The sequence below is a fragment of the Bartonella sp. AP7XZML genome (genome assembly GCF_042195745.1).
Taxonomy (GTDB): Bacteria; Pseudomonadota; Alphaproteobacteria; order Rhizobiales; family Rhizobiaceae; genus Bartonella.
In genome coordinates this window covers 96,310-116,045 of sequence record NZ_JBHIOT010000022.1, presented here as the reverse complement: position 1 = coordinate 116,045, position 19,736 = coordinate 96,310, and the positions used below count along the sequence as shown (strand labels likewise).

Annotated in this window: 8 protein-coding genes and 1 pseudogene; 5 read left to right on the top strand and 4 right to left on the bottom strand. The window is 37.1% G+C overall.

Features of this window, described 5'->3' with window-relative positions; all coding sequences use genetic code 11:
- Window positions 1–18 precede the first annotated feature (18 nt).
- Complete coding sequence (locus ACFILT_RS02490) at window positions 19–1,785, top strand: ABC transporter ATP-binding protein (RefSeq protein WP_375679517.1); 1,767 nt, start codon at window positions 19–21, stop codon at window positions 1,783–1,785.
- A 1,509-nt stretch (window positions 1,786–3,294) separates the two neighbouring features.
- Here the strand turns inward: ACFILT_RS02490 and ACFILT_RS02485 are convergent.
- From ACFILT_RS02485 to ACFILT_RS02475, 3 genes and pseudogenes are all read right to left on the bottom strand, one after another.
- Window positions 3,295–3,572: pseudogene (locus ACFILT_RS02485) on the bottom strand (integrase arm-type DNA-binding domain-containing protein); the annotation flags it as partial.
- Window positions 3,573–4,010: 438 nt separating this feature from the next.
- Window positions 4,011–8,669: a translocation/assembly module TamB domain-containing protein gene (locus tag ACFILT_RS02480; protein WP_375679516.1), complete on the bottom strand. Its 4,659-nt coding sequence runs from the start codon at window positions 8,667–8,669 to the stop codon at window positions 4,011–4,013.
- On the bottom strand, window positions 8,669–10,633 hold the full coding sequence (locus tag ACFILT_RS02475) for an autotransporter assembly complex family protein (protein WP_375678835.1): 1,965 nt from the start codon (window positions 10,631–10,633) through the stop codon (window positions 8,669–8,671). The genes ACFILT_RS02480 and ACFILT_RS02475 overlap by 1 nt, the downstream gene beginning before the upstream one ends.
- 408 nt (window positions 10,634–11,041) lie before the next feature.
- Between ACFILT_RS02475 and ACFILT_RS02470 the strand changes: the two genes are divergently transcribed.
- Window positions 11,042–12,574, top strand: coding sequence for a YifB family Mg chelatase-like AAA ATPase (locus tag ACFILT_RS02470; protein ID WP_375678836.1), 1,533 nt, complete (start codon window positions 11,042–11,044; stop codon window positions 12,572–12,574).
- Window positions 12,575–12,585: 11 nt separating this feature from the next.
- On the opposite strand, the gene ACFILT_RS02465 is transcribed toward ACFILT_RS02470, so the two are convergent.
- A complete protein-coding gene (locus ACFILT_RS02465; RefSeq protein WP_375678837.1) occupies window positions 12,586–13,491 on the bottom strand; it encodes a transporter substrate-binding domain-containing protein in 906 nt (301 codons plus the stop codon).
- 1,255 nt (window positions 13,492–14,746) lie between these two features.
- Between ACFILT_RS02465 and gyrB the strand changes: the two genes are divergently transcribed.
- The 3 genes from gyrB (at window position 14,747) to ubiB (ending at window position 19,669) form a co-directional block, all read left to right on the top strand.
- On the top strand, window positions 14,747–17,179 hold the full coding sequence (gene gyrB / locus ACFILT_RS02460; RefSeq protein ID WP_375678838.1) for a DNA topoisomerase (ATP-hydrolyzing) subunit B: 2,433 nt from the start codon (window positions 14,747–14,749) through the stop codon (window positions 17,177–17,179).
- Between the two features lie 118 nt (window positions 17,180–17,297).
- Window positions 17,298–18,080, top strand: a complete 783-nt coding sequence (gene ubiE, locus ACFILT_RS02455; RefSeq protein ID WP_375678839.1) for a bifunctional demethylmenaquinone methyltransferase/2-methoxy-6-polyprenyl-1,4-benzoquinol methylase UbiE — start codon at window positions 17,298–17,300, stop codon at window positions 18,078–18,080.
- Window positions 18,081–18,082: 2 nt separating this feature from the next.
- Window positions 18,083–19,669 (top strand): 2-polyprenylphenol 6-hydroxylase, encoded by a 1,587-nt coding sequence (gene ubiB / locus ACFILT_RS02450; protein ID WP_375678840.1) that lies wholly within the window; start codon window positions 18,083–18,085, stop codon window positions 19,667–19,669.
- Window positions 19,670–19,736 lie beyond the last annotated feature (67 nt).

The following is a 19,736-nucleotide window of genomic DNA, read 5'->3' as shown; positions in this document are numbered from 1 at the left end:
AGAATATAGAAGCTCTTCATGGCTAAAAAACAAATTTCCTCTTTTGACAAACATCTTATTATCCGCCTTTTGCGAGAAAATTTTCGTAAACATATGCGTTGGTACAGTGCGGCTATCTTCTCAATGATCATCATTTCTTGTACCACAGCAACCAGTGCATGGATTATGCGGGATGTTGTTAATCAGATTATTGATGCACAAAATTTTCCTATGATTGTTTTGATTTCTAGCTTCATTGCTTTTATCTTTATTCTCAAAGGAGTTGCAACTTTTTTCCAAACTTACTTTCTAAACAAAGCAGGCAATAGTATCATTGCTGAACAACAGCGTAAAATTTTTGCACGACTTATGGAACAAGGAGTCTCTTTTTATCATAATAACACTTCATCTGATCTTCTTGTTCGTGTAACTCATAACGCGACAGCCGTACGTAATATAATTGATACTATTATCACAACTTTTGTACGTGATTTGCTTTCCGTTAGTGGTCTGTTGCTTGTCATGTTCATTCAAAACTTTGTGTTAATCTCCATTACTTTAATCGTAGGACCACTAGCTTTTTTAGGCGTTCGAATGGCTTTAAAACGCGTTCGCAGCTTGATGGAAAAAGAGCTCCTTTCACTTGGTGAAATTATCAAAATCGTACAGGAAACGGCTGTTGGTATTCGAATCATCAAGGCCTTTTCACTAGAAGAAGTCATGAAAAAACGGATGGACAAAGCCATTTGTGATGTTGAAAAACAAACAAACAGTATTGCAACACTCGAAGCTATTACCAATCCAATTATGGAAACACTCACGGGTGTTGCCATTGCAGGTATTATTTGTTTTTCCGGTTATCTTGCAACCCAACGCGCAGGTGTTCAAGGTGAATTTATGTCCTTTATTGTTGCTTTACTTTTAGCTTATGAACCCGCAAAAAGACTAGCAAATGTACGTGTTAAAATTGAATCTGGCTTGGTCAATATCCGTACGATGTTTGAAATACTCGATTGTCCCCTTACAGTTGTAGAACATAAAGAAGCTAAAGATCTGAATAAAACGCAAGGAACTATTCGTTTCGAACATGTTTCTTTTGCATACACTAATAACAAAATGATATTGAAAGACATCAACCTAGAAATAGAATCCGGAAAAATGACAGCATTGGTGGGACCATCCGGTTCGGGAAAATCAACCCTTATCAACCTTATTATGCGCCTCTATGACCCCACAAAAGGACGCATATTGATTAATGATCAAGACATTCGCTACACAACATTTCGCTCTCTGAGAAACCTGATGGCCTATGTAGGACAGGATACTTTTCTCTTTCAAGGAACTGTTAAATATAATATCGGGCTTGGAAAAGAAGGAGCTAGTGATGACGAAATTATCGAAGCAGCAAAAGCAGCAAATGTTCATGACTTTATTATGAGTTTGCCAAATGGTTATGATACACAGATAGGTGATAATGGCTGTAATCTTTCAGGGGGGCAAAAACAACGACTCGCTATCGCTAGAGCAATGATTCACGATAGTGAAATTCTGATTCTTGATGAAGCAACAAGTGCGCTCGATTCACACACCGAAGCACAAATTAATGAAGCTATTCATCACCTTACTAAAGGACGCACAACGATCATTATTGCTCATCGCCTTTCAACGATTGCTCGTGCTCATAAAATTGTGGTCATACAAAATGGACAACTGATTGAACAAGGTACTCAAAAAGAATTGCTAGCAAAAGAACATGGGTTTTATAAAAAACTTCATAATATCCAGTTCAAAAAATATACCTCCTAATTTCTAGATCCTTAAATAAAATTTGAAATAAAAAATGGATAGAAGGTAATGCTCCATTTATAAAAAAGACTTGTTACCAATAAAAAGCATTACTTTAATCAAAGTTGGCAAAGAATTTATAGTTTATTGAAAATAAACTTCTTGGATTTAGATGAAAACTTTACTCGCTATTTTGTTGAATGTAATTGACTTTAACCATGAAATTTCAAAAACCCCTTCCCTTCCTCAAATAAGTGTTGAAACATTCATAAGTGTTGTGAATCCTGAAAGAGAGAGCATCAAAGTTTGAAAAAATTATCGCGGATGATGATGAATCTGGATTAATACAACCTTTATCCGTGTTTATCCCTGCACTGATAATTTTTTTCTCCACACAACTTTTAAAGGACAAAGACTCTACCCAATCTGATCTGTAAACAATCTAGATTTTTATTGAGCTCATTCCTCTTGATAACAACTTATGTGATTCACTTATACAAGGCTTACCCTAAATATTCACCACGTGCTTTCAGAATACTGTGTCAAAAAGGCTTACATACCTTATATCACCACACCTCAAATGTCGGTCTTTTATGGTACAACAGAATAAGCTAACAATTATAAATTGTGTTGCAAATTATAGATACACTCCGTTTAAAAGAAAAACATTGAAAAAATAAGAGAGGTTTTATTATAAAACTTTTTTACTGTTGTAGCTTGCTTTAAAGCAAGCTTTGCTATTTTTTCTACATTTAGAAACTAAAATGATATTCCTCCAATACCTTAACTGCTTGAAGAGTTTATAAACGCACAACGTTAGTGCCTATATAAGGCTATAATTTCAATATGCAAAATGACATTCCTCTTTCTTTTAACCGCTAAAATAGAAAAATACGACATATAATTCTGATAAATATTTTTACAAAAATATCTTTTAATATACATTTTAATACTTTGATTTATAATCATAATTTGTTATTTTATATCTTAAACAAAAGATAAGATGTAATTTGCTTATTGCAAATTTTCTTTATATTTATGATGAATCAATCAAAAGCGCTTGTTGTACGTCATAAGAGATATTGGTATATGCATAAAAACTCTTAAGATAAGCAATAAAAATACCTCTACACTTTCAAGTGAAAAGATTGTCAGCAACATGAGAAGCTGGAAAATAGAATGATAATGCCGGCTTATAGCTTTAGTAAATACTTATACCTTTATTAATAATGGTAGTGTGGATTTTATACCATTCATAAGAGGTACTTTATACCATTTCACAAGCAATCTTATGAAATAGACTCAAGCGCACACTGAGAAATGTTGCTTTAAAACAAGTACATAAACTTGCAATACAATAATGTTATATTTTGGAGTACTCTGTTCGCGGAGCTATTCGTTATAAGAAAAGTGATCTCATTCAAGACACAATAAACAAAAATCTAAAATAATAGATAATTTTTATTATTAAAAAATATTGCTTTAAATGCGTTTGACAATAAAATCGATATCTTATGAATTCTCCGCTTAACGCTTTTGTTTATCACGTTCTTTAATGGAATCATGTCCTTCACATAAAAACAGAATGCCATTGTGTTGCAAATTCACCTGCTTGTTTTAAAGAAACCTCTCTCAAAGTCTTCCCCAAGCCCATTTCGCGATAACGTCCGTGAATTGTATAATGATAAATCCATTAAGCTGCCCTATCTTTACGCTTATGGAGTAACAAGCTGGCACCATTCACACTATTCTGCCAACTCCTAATGTTGCGACAGCTCTTAGCTCTCGAGATGATTCATAAGAGGCATTTTTAGTCATTTCTTAATAGTTTTATCCACACAGGATTCTCCGCTTGTAGTATACAAACCGAATGGTTTTGATTGATTCAATACGAAAGAGATTCGTACGATATGCAAAGTTCTAATTCAAGTTGAATAACAATAAATTATCTTTATAAATCAATATATTGCACACACTCCATTCTTTAGGCAACAGCACGATATGGGCTTGAAAACAAGGTAAGGTACTTCTCTAAAATAAATATATAGCAGCAAAATAACATACTATCTTTCGTGAAGATTTTGTCCCTTTAGAGAATAGCATAACAAAAATCGAATATTTCAGATATATCTCTTCACGCCTCAACAAAAAGCTTCTTCTTTTATAGGATTTCTAGTCTATGCCTCCTTCCTCAGATTTAGAAATGAGAGACAAAACGAAGAAATTGTTTTTTTAAAATTCAATCTTTAATAATCTCTTTCATAAAAGAGACCTATACTAGAATTTTGTTCATTTCCTATGGCACCTTTAGCTTTGAGATGACGCGAAATATCTAAATTAATTGTCCCTTTCGTCGTTCCATCAGACCCTGCTTCAAAACCCAAATAAATATTATTGTGTATGTAGCGTCCAATACGTAAGCCTGTATTCCCCTTCTCATTAACGATAACATCAAGATCATCAAGTCCAATTTTAGTTCGTAAAGTATTCAACAAAGATGTATTAGAACTACCTGCAAGATCAGCCGCTGCTGCTGCAAGTTGAGCAATCTGAAATGGTGATAATTCATTAAGAGAGCGATTAAAAATCAAACGCGCCAAAATCTCATCCTGAGGCAAATTTGGTTGTGATGAAAAATTAATATCAAGATTATCAACCGTCCCACTTACAGTTACAGTGACACGAATATCACCACTGTTATTGTTGGTTACAAAATAAACCGTAGGATTAAGATTACCACTAAAACTCGCTTGTCCTTGATCAAAATTAAGACGTTGCGACAGGATATCAAAACGTCCACGAATCATTCTAAACTCACCAACTGGATGCACATCATTCAATGGACCTGCTAGATTAATGCGTCCTCCCAGTTCAGCATCTAAGCCTTTTCCGCGTACAAAAAATTGATTGCGTGCTGTAATACGCATGTTTGATAGCACGACAGATGAAGATTCTTGTGTAACTATACGGCTTTTGCTTTTGTTCGTGTTCTTAACATCAGCACGTTCAAGTGTTGTTTGAATCGATTTAGTTAAATTCTTATTTCTAACATCAAGAAACTTGGCACTTTTAAAATGATCAGGAACAAAAACTTCAGCTTTTTCAACGATGATATCACCACCAAGAACAAGACTATTTAAAAAATGACCTGTCATTGTCATCTCACCTGATAATGTTGCCAGAATCATAGAACCATCATTATAATTGGCATTATCAAGATGAAATATCAAATCTGTCTCTAGACCATTAGAGATACGACCTGAAGCAGAAATTCCTCCCCCCTCAAACGAAGAAGCTGAAGCTTTTTCTATAAGGATATGATCACCTTTCAATTTGCCTTCAATGGTTATATTATTCAATCCTACATTTGTTTGTGAATCAAAAAAGCTACCGTCGCCTATAGAAATATTTCCTATCAATTGTGGCTTTGATAATGACCCATTAAGAGCTGTATCAATTCTTGCTGTACCCGTTATATGTGCACCACGTTTGGCTAATAAGAGATTAACAAAATCAAGAGGCATTATCCCTTTAACGTTTAATTTTGCCTCTGAACCATTAAGAGATACAGGCCCATGAATGGAAAGATCTAATCCTTTATCTCCAGTAGCTATCATATTTTCAATATGAAATGTCGATTTTTTATAAGAACCACGAGCATTTATATTGATTGACATCGGTCCTTTATGCGTCATAGCGCTTAAATTTTGACTAGAAAGCTCAAAATGAGCAGATGGATCCTTCATTGTTCCACCAATATCAACTTTACCTATCACTGTCCCATCAAGCGCTTGTCCTGCAATAAAACCATTCGCCAAACGTGCAGATAAATTTTGCAAATTAATATGAAAATCAAGCGCATTTTTCTCTAGAGATATACGCCCCTGAGCTTGTGCTTGTACTCCTTCTCCTGTTAAATTTGCATTCAAAGTAAGATTTTGATCTACAGTATTTCCCGTAGCAGAAAGAGAAAAAGGCATAATTTTTTTATCTTGAAAAGCAACGGTTGTCAGTCCCTCACCGTTTATATCGTAAGTTATATCAGGTTTTTTTAAATGACCACGAATCATAACCTGCCCTGTTACACTCCCTGCTGCTCCAAGATCGGATTTCCACAAATTGACTAAAGTAGCAGGAAGGGCATTCATTGTAAGTTGTAAATTCAGGGTATCTTGAATATTTCCTGCTAGGATGATGTTGCCCCCATTTATTGCAATTCCTAATTCATTGATTGTCATTCCATCTTTATCAAAAGAAATTATAGATGGCTTCGGCAATGTTGCATGAAAAGTATGTTGTTTTAAGTCCACAGCTTCAATTTGCACTTCTCGTTTTATACTTTCTGGAAGTTCCTCAACCATTAAACGACCAGAAAGCCGTGCATTGAGAGTATCATGCAACATCGCCTGGACAGTAAAAACCGTTTGTCCATTATTCCTATCAGCGTGAGCATTTAAACGATTGACCATTACCAAAGGTGTTTGAATATGTTCTGCATTGATAACTCCTTCAAACTGAGTCATGCCAAAAGGATCGAATATGTCAGCATCTATTGCCAATTTTTTTATTTTATTCTTGGAAAAATTCAAATGGTTAACATGCGCCTTCACATTGGTTTTTTGTCTGCCATTTTGTTCATCAAAAATAAAATCTCCTTTTACTTTTCCACTACCATCCTGCAAAAATAACGCTGAAAGTACGGAAATATCATCGGCATCAATATGCAGGGCTCCTTTCAAAAAACCGCCAAGTTGTTGAGAAAGATCACCCGTTATTTTTGCACTTCCCCCTCTAATATCGATATTTTTAAGTTTTCGAATTTTATGAGAATCTTCAAAAGAAGCCGATAAATGCAAAGGTTTCTTAGCAAAAATTCCTTCACCCTTTACCACCCCTGTTAAAGAAGTAACTGGTGCTGTATTATCTACAAATGCATCTATGTTAAATGTTGTGTTTTGAAGTTTCTTCCCTACAATTAATGCTTCAGAAATATGGGCACGCGTATTTAGTTTTATATGGCTATTGCGCCCTCTCGCCGTACTTTGAATTGTAAGTGCACCGCTTATCTTTGAGTCTAATTTGGACAAATCAGATATTTGAGCAGATAGATCCATTTTAGCGCTTTCATCTGAAAAATAACCATTAGCCTCTATATTTGTATATTGATTTTTCAAATTAAAATGACGTAAAGTGAAGCCCATTGTATTTCGAGCAGTGCCACCTGAAAGAGTAGTATTTCCTTTGAATAAACGATCAAAAGACTGCACGCCTATTTTCATATCGTCAGCCATTCCTGATAATTGGAGATCAAAAATGCCACTCAATAAACTGATCGTTCCTTTGGCTTTAATATCTGCATTACCAGAAAGTGATTGTTTACTGAACACTTCCAAAGGAGTTAATGTTTGAGCTTTTAAACCGAGATCGCCTTTAAAAACAAAATTCTCCATTGTCCCTTTTAACCAAGAAGAAAAACCCTGAGCCGTAACACTCAGATCATGAATCAAAATTGGTTTGTTCGAAACAATATCCGTATCTAAATGCACATGAACCGCTTGGCTTAAATTTTCTACTAACGCTCCCTTAATCTTTTTAACCCCTTGAAGCGTCCCTTTAACCTGAACACCAACATGACGAGAAGCTGCATTATCAAGATTTTCGCTTACTCCTCCCATATCAAAAATTGCATCGCGAATATAAATATTTTTATTGCTTAAATGATTTACAACCAACCGCCCATTCCAAGATTGTTGACCTTCGCGACCATAGTCAATGTTCAAAGCAAGAGTATTCGCAGGTTTTGGCACTTCTGATATAGGTAAATGAACAGACTCTTTTTCGTTATCAAGAGCCATTTTGCCATCAACAAAAAGCCGTCGCAAGAATCCATCGGCGGTTATTTCAGCATTGGCTATAACATTCATTGCTTTGTTCTGAATAACCATCTGATCAAGGTGTGTCACACCTTCTTTTGTTCTTCTTGCCTTTGCTTTTAATGTTATATCAGATTCGAAGAGACTACGATATTGAACAGGTATTAAAGGGCTCAGTGTTCCCTCTAATTTCGTAGAAAAACTCTGTCCTTCTGGAACACTTGCAAGAATAACATTACCATCTAAAATAGAATGATGATCGGACTCTAAAGAAAGTTTGATAACCAAATCATCAAAAGTACCATCACCTTTCACGACGAGACTTAATGCTGGACGTTGTTCAATGTTAAAAATATTCGCCAAAATACCATTTTGTGGTTCGTTAGCAGAAATATCAATTTGAGCTGTACGATTACTATCAGATATCTTGGTGAGAACAGAAAAAGAACCCGGTGCATCTAAACGATGCGCCGCTATATCGACATCAAAATTACCACCAGCCAAGGTGAAATTGCCTTTTAAGGACATATCAGCAGAAAAACCAAAAAGATTCTGTTCAAATGTCACATGTTGAGCTGTAAGCGTATTGATAGAAAGAGCAAGCGGCAATTTTGGTAAAGAGAACTTACCCGTCTCAAGGAAAGAAACAAAAGAAGAATTGCCTTGCGGTTTGCGTAAAAATGTAACCTGTTCTGCAGAAAGCTGGTTAATATCCATCCGCCCTCTCAGCAAAGCTAGACGATTCCAATCCATTTTAGCATTGGTAATTTTAAGCCAAACCCCTTTTTTATCACTGACAGTAATAGTATCAATTGATGTTTGAGAAGACAGTGTCCCTTGCATATTGTGTAAACGAACTTGACGATTAGGCGCTGAAAGCTTTCGTTCAATTAAAGAAACAAACCATGAGCGATCATCTGTTTTCATTTCGCTAGAGGGAAGAATGTCTCCTCTTTGCGCAAAAACAAAACCACCCACCCCAAAAAACAAAAATACAAAGAAGAAAGCTGATAAACGTACACCTTTTTTCATTAAAATGCTTGCCCTATACCCACATAAAAACCAATGCGAGGGTCACCCTTCTCTCTCTTTAAAGGAAAGGCTAAATCAACGCGTAAAGGACCAAGACCCGTCATATAACGACCTCCTATACCGGCTCCCCATTTAATTTTTTGAGAAAAATCAAAATTCGCCTTTTCCCCTACTAAACCTCCATCAAGAAAACTGACAAACCCTATTTTATCATTTAAAGAAACACGCAATTCTGCTGACCCCTCAATAAGCGCCCGTCCACCAACAACCCCATCATTTTCTGTTTTGATACCAATATTACGGTAAGCATAACCACGAACAGAGCCCCCACCACCAGCAAAAAAAAGCGTATTTGCGGGTACTTGTGCTGTATCATTCCCAAGAATTGTACCAAGCTTTGCCCGCGCAGCAACAACAAAACGATCCCCTTCATCCAACGCCCAATAAGAACGACCTTCTGCTGTTACTTTTGCAACAAAGTTGCTAAAACGCATCTCATAAAAAGGCTCAATGAAAACTTCACCATATAAACCTTTTGTTGCATTAAACTTATTATTACGACTATCGTAAATCAAGCCGCTAGGGAAACCGATTGTTGTAAAATTACGGCTCCCAAAATAGATATCACGTGAATAACCATTTGAAACTTCTACAGCAGCCTGTCCCGATAGATTACCATTAAAAATATGCGTAATACCTAATTTTCCTTTGATGGCTTTTGTCGTATAATTTTCTAAAACATCTTGTTGTATTTTTAATTCTGACCTGAAATCTGTATCTGGCGTGAGTACACCGGGCTTTACAAATGTGCCACCGAAAAGATAATCAAAATTTTTAAAATTATATGATTGCTTTTTATTGCTACCAACACCACTTATTTTTGTTTCAATTTTAAGAGTCTCTGCATGACCAAAAAGATTGTTATGCATCCAATAAGTCTCAAAACCAGCACCGTCTAAAGTTGAATAGCTACCGCCTACACCAAAACGACGCGGTTTACGTTCTTGTACAACAAGTGCAAGTGGTAAACGTCCATCTAGATTAATAGTATCAGCCTCACGTATATTGATAGCACGAAAAACACCAAGGCGCGCAAGACGTTCATTTGCCTTAGCTAACGCATCAGAATCGTATATCTGCCCTGGTTTCAATCCGGTCATCCACGCGATATAAGCTGAATCTACACGTGGTTTCTTACTTATATTACGCACATTTAAAGGACCATAATAAGCCTTTTGTCCAGGAGCAACAACAATCCGTCCTTCAACACGCAACGCAGCATGATCAGCCACGACCTCACTCTTCATAATTTTAGCTTTAGCATAACCTTGTTGCCGCCATCCTTCTATCGCCCATTTTTCTGCTTTCAAAATGGTTTCAGATTTAGCAATAGCCCCAACTTTATAGCCCAATTCTTCAATTGTGGGCATTTTATGCGCTTTACGTTTTTCAAACGGAGCTACTTTATCAATATTGGCAATACTAAAAACATATTGTGGACCAGCATTAATTGTAATAACGATATTCGATTGTGCTGGAAGTTGAGTTACCGGACTTAAATCAGCGACTTCTAAACCATTAATTTTAATGCTAATAACACCACCATAGCGTCCATCAGCATAAAGAGCAGAAAGAATTGCTCGATAATCTGAACGCGCCTTGGCGAGCAAACCAGAAGAACTGGCGGATGCTTTCTCTTTATCAGCAACAAGAGAAGAAACAGATTTAACTATTTTTATACCTTCTAATGGTGCACCTGGCGGTGCAACAACATCAACTTTATAAAATTTCTCTGTACTTTTGGCATAATGTGAAGAAGAATTTGTTTTCTTTTGACCAAAAAGAGGGATGCCGAAAAAATCAAATGCAGCAAGTGGCTGTGGAAAAGAAAAAGTAAAACACAAGCCTATAAATACACAGCGCACAGTCCCTGATTTTAACAAAATTCTTGTCTGGTATACCATAAAATCAGATACCTTATAATACACTTTGCATCTACTACGCTTTAAATAATATAAAAATAAGAAAGGTAAATATAATTACTTTGCACATTTTACACGTTTTATCACATCAAATAACACTCTGCGATACATAACGTTATCCTCGCCTTATATTTTCATAAAATTTTGCACTGTTGTATAACACGAACAGCCTCATTCTTTTTTTCTTAACATATTTATTTAGCTTATTATAAATGTTTTATTGCGTCCCATATCATCATGGTTAAATTTGTACAAATGACTTTCCATGGGAATGCTAAAAAACTGCCCACGTATATAGTTCTCTCTATAAAAAAAGCTATAGAGATGCTTCTTGATTTTTATAAATAGATATGATTGTCTCTACCAAGTCTAAAGGGGGAAAATAAATAAATGATCGCACGTATTACAACTGTTGCTTTTCGCGGTCTAGAAGCAGTCCCTGTCGATGTACAGGTTATGATTTCGTCTGGTAAAATAGGAATGGCTATTGTTGGATTAGCTGATAAGGCAGTTGCAGAAAGCCGTGAACGTGTACAAGCAGCCCTCCACGCTTGTGGACTTTCTATGCCTACTAAACGAATTACGATTAATCTTGCACCAGCTGATTTGCCTAAAGAGGGATCGCATTATGATTTGCCAATCGCCGTAGGCTTAATGCTTGCTATGGGAATCCTCCCTCCCGAAGTAGCTCAAGACTATATCATTTTAGGAGAATTATCACTGGATGGTTCACTTACCGCCGTTAATGGTGTTTTACCAGCTGCCATGACAGCTTTATCACTCGATAAAGGACTGATTTGTCCCTTCCAATGTGGACCTGAAGCAGCATGGGCAAATGCAGAAATAAATATTCTTGCCCCAGAGACTCTGCTCACTATAGTCAACCATTTCAAAGGAACCCAAATTCAAAAACGTCCACAACCGCGCCAATATACTATCGAAACTGAACTTCCAGATCTTTGCGAAATCAAAGGACAAAAAACAGCCAAACGTGCCTTAGAAGTTTGTGCTGCTGGACGCCATAACCTTTTGTTTGTAGGTCCCCCTGGTGCTGGAAAATCTATGCTAGCGCAACGCTTACCTTCCATTTTGCCACCTCTTGATAGCCGTGAGCTTTTAGATGTCTCTCTGATTGCTTCTATTACAGGAGAAACGGTTCATAATACCATTTCACTTCATTGCCCCTTTCGTTCCCCACATCATTCTGCTTCCATGGCCGCAATGATTGGTGGAGGGCTTAAAGGACGACCGGGAGAGGTCTCCCTTGCTCATAATGGTGTGTTATTCCTTGATGAATTGCCTGAATTTTCTCCACAGGTTCTTGATTCTCTTCGTCAACCTTTAGAAAGTGGGGAGTCAGTTATCGCCCGCGCTAATCACCATATTAGCTATCCTGCTCGCTTCCAACTTATTGCCGCAATGAATCCTTGCCGTTGTGGTATGGCAGGCGAAAAAAACCATGTTTGCCCTAAAGGGATACGCTGTCAAATCGATTATCAGTCCCGTATTTCTGGTCCTCTGCTTGACCGAATTGATTTACGGATTGATGTCCCTGCTTTGACGGCTATGGACCTTATGCAACCAGAACAATCAGAAAAAAGCTGCGACGTTGCCAAACGCGTCGCACGGTGCCGTACCATTCAAGCTAAACGTTTTTCAACAATGGGGTTTGATCATATTAGTACCAATGGCGATTGCCCTGCCAAAATTATAGAACAGATTGCCATTCCTGATAAAAGTGCGACCATACTCTTACGAGATGTGAGTGAAAAAATGCACCTCTCCGCACGCGCTTATCATCGCATTCTCAAAGTTGCACGCACAATTGCTGATCTTGACGGATCAGATACTCTTTCACGCTATCATCTCGCAGAAGCTATTTCCTATCGACTAGGCGCAGAAAGATTAACAGCCCTTAATTAAAAAACTACTCATCAATAAAAACTTATTGGAAAATAACGCAAATAAAGTTCTGTAAGTTTACCATCCTCTTCTAGAGATTTCAGCGCATAATTGAGTATATCAACCAATTTTTCATTCTTTTTTGCAACAGCAAGCTGCATTCCTTGCCCCAATAACTGTGGCGCCATATATGCCCCCCCAACAAAATGGCAGCAATCAACAGATTTTTGTTTTTTGAACCATAATGATAAAGCAAATCCATCATCAAAAATAAGGTCAATTTTACGCTCTTGTAATGCTTTATAGAGCTCTTCTCTCTTTTTAAACCTTTGCCATTTGGCTTTAGGAAAATAATATTGAAAGAGTTTTTCGTGAACACTTTTAGACAAAACACCACTGGTTAAATGTATCAATTGATCGCTTATTGGCTCATCGAGATTTAAACGTCGAGAAGCAACAAATCGCGCTGGAAAGCGCAAATATGACTTTGTAAAAACAAGATCTTGCTGGGTTTTACTTGTTTCTTTTAAACCCGCAATAATGACTTCTGCACCACCATTTTTAACATGTTCTACAAGCTCTTTCCAAGGAATCACTTCTATTTCACAAAGCTTCTCTAATTTTAATTTTGAGCAAATAGCGCGCAATAAATCGATATTATAACCTGTAAGATACCCCGATTGATCAATAAAATTAAAAGGAGGAAAATCAAAAGTTGTTACAAAACGCAAACGAAAGATATCCGTTGTATCAGGTTGTACCAAGTGTTCATGCGAATCAAAAAAAGAAGGCAGCCTTTCAGCTTCTGCGTAAGAGGAAAATAGAACCCCCCCTGCTACAAATAAAATACGAATAAAAATATTGTATGGATTATTGAATAAAAAGTACTGTAAACGCAATTGAAGATGTTTCACATATATAGATTTTTTTATTTTCAAAATCTCTCCCCCATTTTTCAAAACTAAGATGCAACACTTCTTAACTATTATCTAACGCACTTCACCAAAATATCTGGCGTTTAATAAATAAAATTCTTGCTATTTTTGAAACCATTGAAAATGCTTAGATTTCTGATGTTAATTTTCCAAAATGAATATATAAAAAGTAATTTTAGAGAAAAGCGATTTAATTTTTTAATATAAGAAATAAGCTGTATATACTTTAGTGGTACACTTTATTTTATCAAAATATCCCGCGTACCTTAAAATATTAAGACCATTTCCTTGCGTATCACAACCTGGGAAGTATATAGATATATTGAAGAAAAGAGTAAAAATACCCCTCAAATGCCGAGGGTTTTCTCAACATTAAGGTTGCATCAACATTTAAGAGCTGAAAAATAAAATGATGATTCTGATTTGCACTTTATTGTCACGATGGGGAAAGATGGGGGACATAAATCTTGTAGTATTCACAGGGCATTTTGCGTTATACTATTCAAACATCGTTGTAAAATGAGTTTGGGAACATTGAGAGATGCTCCTTAAAAAAGCGCGTGAATAAACAGTACAATGGCGTTTTGTTTTGAATGAGCGATGCAACCTCACGAGAATGCAAGAAACAAAAGCGTAAGATAATTCGTCATTACCCTCATTATTCAAAAACATCACCGTAGACGTTTTTTTAAATTGTAAAGTTGAATATAAAAGATGATCGTGGAAACGTGTTTTTACATTTACGCATTTATATTTTCCTCAAATGAAGCTTTTTTCACATTTTAAAGATGACGCAAACCAATATACACAATATTTTCGCTTCAATCTAACATACAAAAGTTTGAACTGCTTAGAGAGCTCGCAACCATTGTTTTAAATATATGGTAGAATTAGGATTGAAAAATTGATTTATGGATAAAACAAGTGAGACCTTTATTAGTGTAACACAAAAATGCATAACTAATTCTGAAACATTACGCATATGCAAAAATAAACAAAGTAAATAGCATCGTTTATGAAACAGCTTTTTGTATAAGTCATAAGTGTTTATTCGCCTTATATCACCGCCCTAGTGTTTTACAGCATAACAGTACACTATCATTTTATCATTCTCTCCATTATATATCGACAGATATTGAATCTAGATCTGATATACGGTAAATGTTTAATGTGGTTATTCCATAAATAACTGATCAGAACATTGAGCTTTAAAAAAGCGGATAAAATATTGAAATTGAACACAGGAATGGACTAACTTATGAGTGATGAAATAACCTCACCGGCACAAAGCCATGACTATGATGCCGCTTCTATCAAAGTTCTCAAAGGTCTTGATGCTGTACGCAAACGTCCTGGGATGTATATCGGTGATACTGATGATGGATCGGGTTTACACCATATGGTCTATGAAGTTGTAGACAATGCTATCGATGAAGCTTTAGCCGGTCATGCTACTCTTGTAAACGTCACACTCCATGCTGATGGTTCTTGTTCTGTTCGTGATAATGGACGTGGAATTCCAACAGATATCCATCCAACAGAAGGTATTTCTGCCGCTGAAGTTATCATGACACAGCTTCATGCCGGCGGGAAATTTGATCAAAACTCTTATAAAGTTTCAGGTGGATTACACGGTGTTGGTGTCTCTGTTGTGAATGCACTCTCTGTTTGGCTTAAATTACAAATCAGACGGAATGGTAAAATTCATGAAATATCATTTACCCATGGGGTGGCCGATGCTCCATTAAAAGTTGTTGGAGATTGTGATCAAGAAAGTGGAACAGAAATTAGATTTTTACCAAGTTCTGAAACCTTTACTATGGTTGAGTTTGATTTTGAAACTTTAGAGCGTCGTTTACGGGAATTGGCCTTTCTAAATTCTGGGGTTCATATTCTTCTTGTTGACGAGCGTCATGCTGACATTCAATCAGTTGAATTGCATTATGAAGGCGGATTAATAGAGTTTGTTAAATATATTGATCAATCAAAAAAAGCGCTCCTAGACACGCCTATTTACATTGCAAGTGAAAAAGATGGTATGAGCGTTGATGTTGCCCTATGGTGGAATGATTCCTACCATGAAAAGGTCTTGTGTTTTACCAATAATATTCCTCAGCGTGACGGTGGAACCCATTTGATAGGTTTTAGAAGTGCTCTTACGCGACAAATTAATGGCTACGCTGAATCTTCAGGTATTGCCAAAAAAGAAAAAGTGAACCTAACTGGTGACGACTGCCGTGAAGGATTAACAGCTATTCTTTCTGTCAAAGTTCCTGATCCTAAATTTTCTTCACAAACAAAGGACAAATTGGTTTCTTCTGAAGTGCGCCCTATTGTTGAAAGTTTGGTCAATGAAGGGCTTTCGATATGGCTGGAAGAACATCCTAATGAAGCAAAGCTTCTCATTAGTAAAGTGGTAGAAGCTGCAACAGCACGTGAAGCAGCACGCAAAGCACGTGAACTCACAAGGCGAAAAGGAGCGCTTGATATCACTTCTCTACCAGGAAAGCTTGCCGATTGCCAAGAACGAGATCCTGCAAAATCAGAAATCTTTATTGTCGAGGGGGATTCGGCTGGCGGTTCAGCAAAAAGTGGGCGCTCACGTCAAAATCAAGCAATTTTACCCCTTCGTGGTAAAATCCTCAATGTTGAACGAGCACGTTTCGACCGCATGCTCTCATCTGATATGATTGGAACACTTATTACAGCTCTTGGAACGTCTATCGGTAAAGATGAATTTTCACCGGATAAATTACGTTATCATAAGATTATTATCATGACGGATGCGGACGTTGATGGAGCCCATATTCGTACTCTGTTGCTCACTTTCTTTTTTAGACAAATGCCCGAGTTGATTGAACGTGGACATCTTTATATTGCTCAGCCTCCTCTTTATAAAGTATCGCGTGGAAAATCTTCCCAATATATTAAAAATGAAGCAGCGTTTGAAGAATTCTTGATCGATACTGGATTAGAAGAAACAACACTTGAGCTTTCAACGGGAGAAGTTCGTGCAGGAGCTGATTTGTATCAACTCGCTAAAGATGCTCGTATATTACGTCAACTTTTAAATGGTCTTCATACCCGTTATGATCGCAATATTGTTGAGCAAGCAGCAATTGTTGGTGCTTTTAATCTCGAAGCCCTTGCAACACCAGAAAAAGCGCAAAAAATAGTAGATTCTGTAGCACACCGCCTTAATCTGATTGCTGATGATATGGAGCAAGGTTGGAGTGGACAATATACAGCAGATGGAAGTTTATGTTTTGAGCGTATTTTGCGTGGTGTTAAAGATGTTGTTACGCTTGATGTGGGACTTATAAATTCAACTGACGCACGCCAAATTGATCGCATTTCTCAAAATTTTATCGACATATATCATCCTCCTGTTCTTTTACGTCGCAAAGATAAAACAGAGCGTATTTTTGGTCCTATGAGCCTTTTAGAGAGCATTTTTACAAACGGTAAAAAAGGTGTTACTCTTCAACGTTATAAAGGTCTTGGGGAAATGAATGCTGAACAACTTTGGGAAACAACGCTTGATCCCAATGCACGTTCTCTTTTACAAGTAAAGATTAATGATGCAACCGATGCAGATTCACTTTTTTCTCGTCTCATGGGTGATGAAGTTGAACCTAGGCGTATTTTTATTCAAGACAATGCCTTAAGCGTTGCCAATCTTGATATCTAAAGGTACTCTTCTGTTTTTGGCTGTGTAAATATCGTAGTTTTATACGTTGTTTTTTCGTAGTTGAACATTCCCTCTCTATTTCATTTACGATAAAAGAAAAATAAGGAAGATCATATACATGGCAATTGAAACAGAACGTGTAGGAACCAAGGGTGGCATGGAGCACTCTTTTGGTTTTACAAGAGTAGATGAAACACAAAAACAATCCATGGTGGATGGTGTGTTTCATTCTGTTGCTGAAAATTATGACAAGATGAATGATATCTTATCCTTAGGGCTACACCGTGTGTGGAAAAATTCCATGATTGCTTGGCTTTCCCCACCAGCACTTTCTCATTGGAAAGTTCTTGATGTCGCTGGCGGTACAGGTGATATTGCTTTTCGTATTCTTAATGCTTCACGCCAAAAAGCCCATGCTACAGTACTTGATATTAATGGCTCAATGCTCAGCGTTGGCAAAAAACGCGCACAAAAAAATGGTCTTGCCCCTCTGATTGATTTTGTTGAAGCCAATGCAGAAAATCTACCTTTTGAAGATCAAAGCTTTGACGCTTACACGATTGCTTTTGGAATTCGCAATGTTCCTCATATTGATCAAGCTCTTAGAGAAGCTTTTCGTGTTTTAAAGCCCGGTGGACGTTTCTTATGTTTAGAATTTTCAAATGTCGAGATGCCTTGGCTCGATAAAATTTATGATCTTTGGTCTTTCCATGCTATCCCTAAGCTAGGTCAATTTATCGCAAATGATGGCGATGCTTATCGTTATTTGGTTGAATCTATCCGCAAATTTCCTAAGCAAGATGATTTTTCCCATATGATCAAGCATGCGGGGTTTTCGCGGGTATCGTACCGCAATCTCACCGGTGCGATTGCAGCGCTGCATTCAGGTTGGAAAATTTAAAAATGGTGCAAATTTTCCCTTACTTTCAATTGATGCGTGCAGGATGGGTTTTAACACGTGAAGGTGTTTTAAGTGCTCTTCCTCATGATGGTCTTCAAGGATTTCCAGCGCTATGTCATCGTATAGCGAGTGCATTAGCACGACGCAAAACAAAAAAGAAACAGCGATCTGAAAATATTTCATATGCCATTAATAAGCTTGGACCCTCTTACATAAAACTTGGTCAATTTCTTGCAACAAGGCCTGATATTGTCGGCCGTGATATTGCGGAAGATTTGTCACAGCTACAAGATCGCGTCCAAACATTTTCTTGCACTGCCGCTATTGCTCAAATTGAAAGTTCTCTTGGTCGCTCTATTGATGATTTATTCGTAAATTTTTATCCCCCCATTGCCGCCGCTTCTATTGCTCAAGTTCATCCAGCTGAATACAGTGATGAAACTGGCCATAAGAAAAAATGTGCTGTAAAAGTTATTCGTCCCAATATCAGAGCACGTTTTTCTAAAGATCTTAGAGGATTCTATCTCATTGCTCATTTACAAGAGCGCTATATCCCTGCCTCTCGAAGGCTTCGTCCTGTTTGTGTGGTGGATACTTTAGCACAAACAACACGACTTGAAATGGATTTACGCTTAGAAGCAGCAGCTATATCTGAAATGGCTGAAAATATTCAACATGATACAGGCTTTCGGGTTCCACGTATTGACTGGGAACGGACAGGACGTAATGTTCTTACAATGGAATGGATTGATGGTATAAGAATATCCGAAACTTCCAAACTCAAAGAAGCAGGATTTGATTTGAAGGCGCTTGCTATTACGCTTATTCAATCTTTTCTTCGTCATACATTGCGTGATGGTTTTTTTCACGCCGATATGCATCCTGGTAATTTATTTGTAGATGAAAAAGGATGTATTGTTGCTGTTGACCTAGGCATTACAGGAAGGCTTGGTAAAAAAGAAAAGCATTTCCTTGCTGAAATTCTTTATGGCTTTATTACCCGCGATTACCATCGGGTTGCACGCGCCCATTTTGAGGCAGGTTATGTTCCTTCACACCATAATATCGAAAGCTTTGCGCAAGCCAACCGCGCTATTGGCGAACCAATTCACGGACAATCAGCACAAAGCATTTCCATGGCTAAATTGCTCACTTTATTGTTTGAAGTCACTGAATTATTTGACATGCAAACGCGACCTGAACTTTTATTGTTGCAAAAAACGATGGTTGTTGTGGAAGGCGTTGCCCGCACATTAGACCCCACTTTTAATATGTGGAAAGCTTCTGAACCCGTTGTCAAAGAATGGATTAGTAAAAATTTAGGACCCGTAGGCGTTGCAAAAGACTTTAGTGAAGGAGCACAAGCTCTCCTTTCGCTGGCACGCAAAACACCACAATTGGTTCAAAATTTCCAACGTATAGAAGAAGATTTCAATCAAATGAGAAAAACAGGTTTTAATCTTTCTCCTGCTACCCTCAAACAACTTGCTGTGGAACAAAGTCATAGAAACCGTTATGGTCGTTATAGTCTTTTTATCATTGCACTTTGTTGCGCTTGTCTTACTTTTTACTTTTTTCATCTTTTCTAATCTCCTTAATATGCTAAAATATCAACAATGAAATCATTGCAATCATTTTATTTCTTGGAGGTATTTT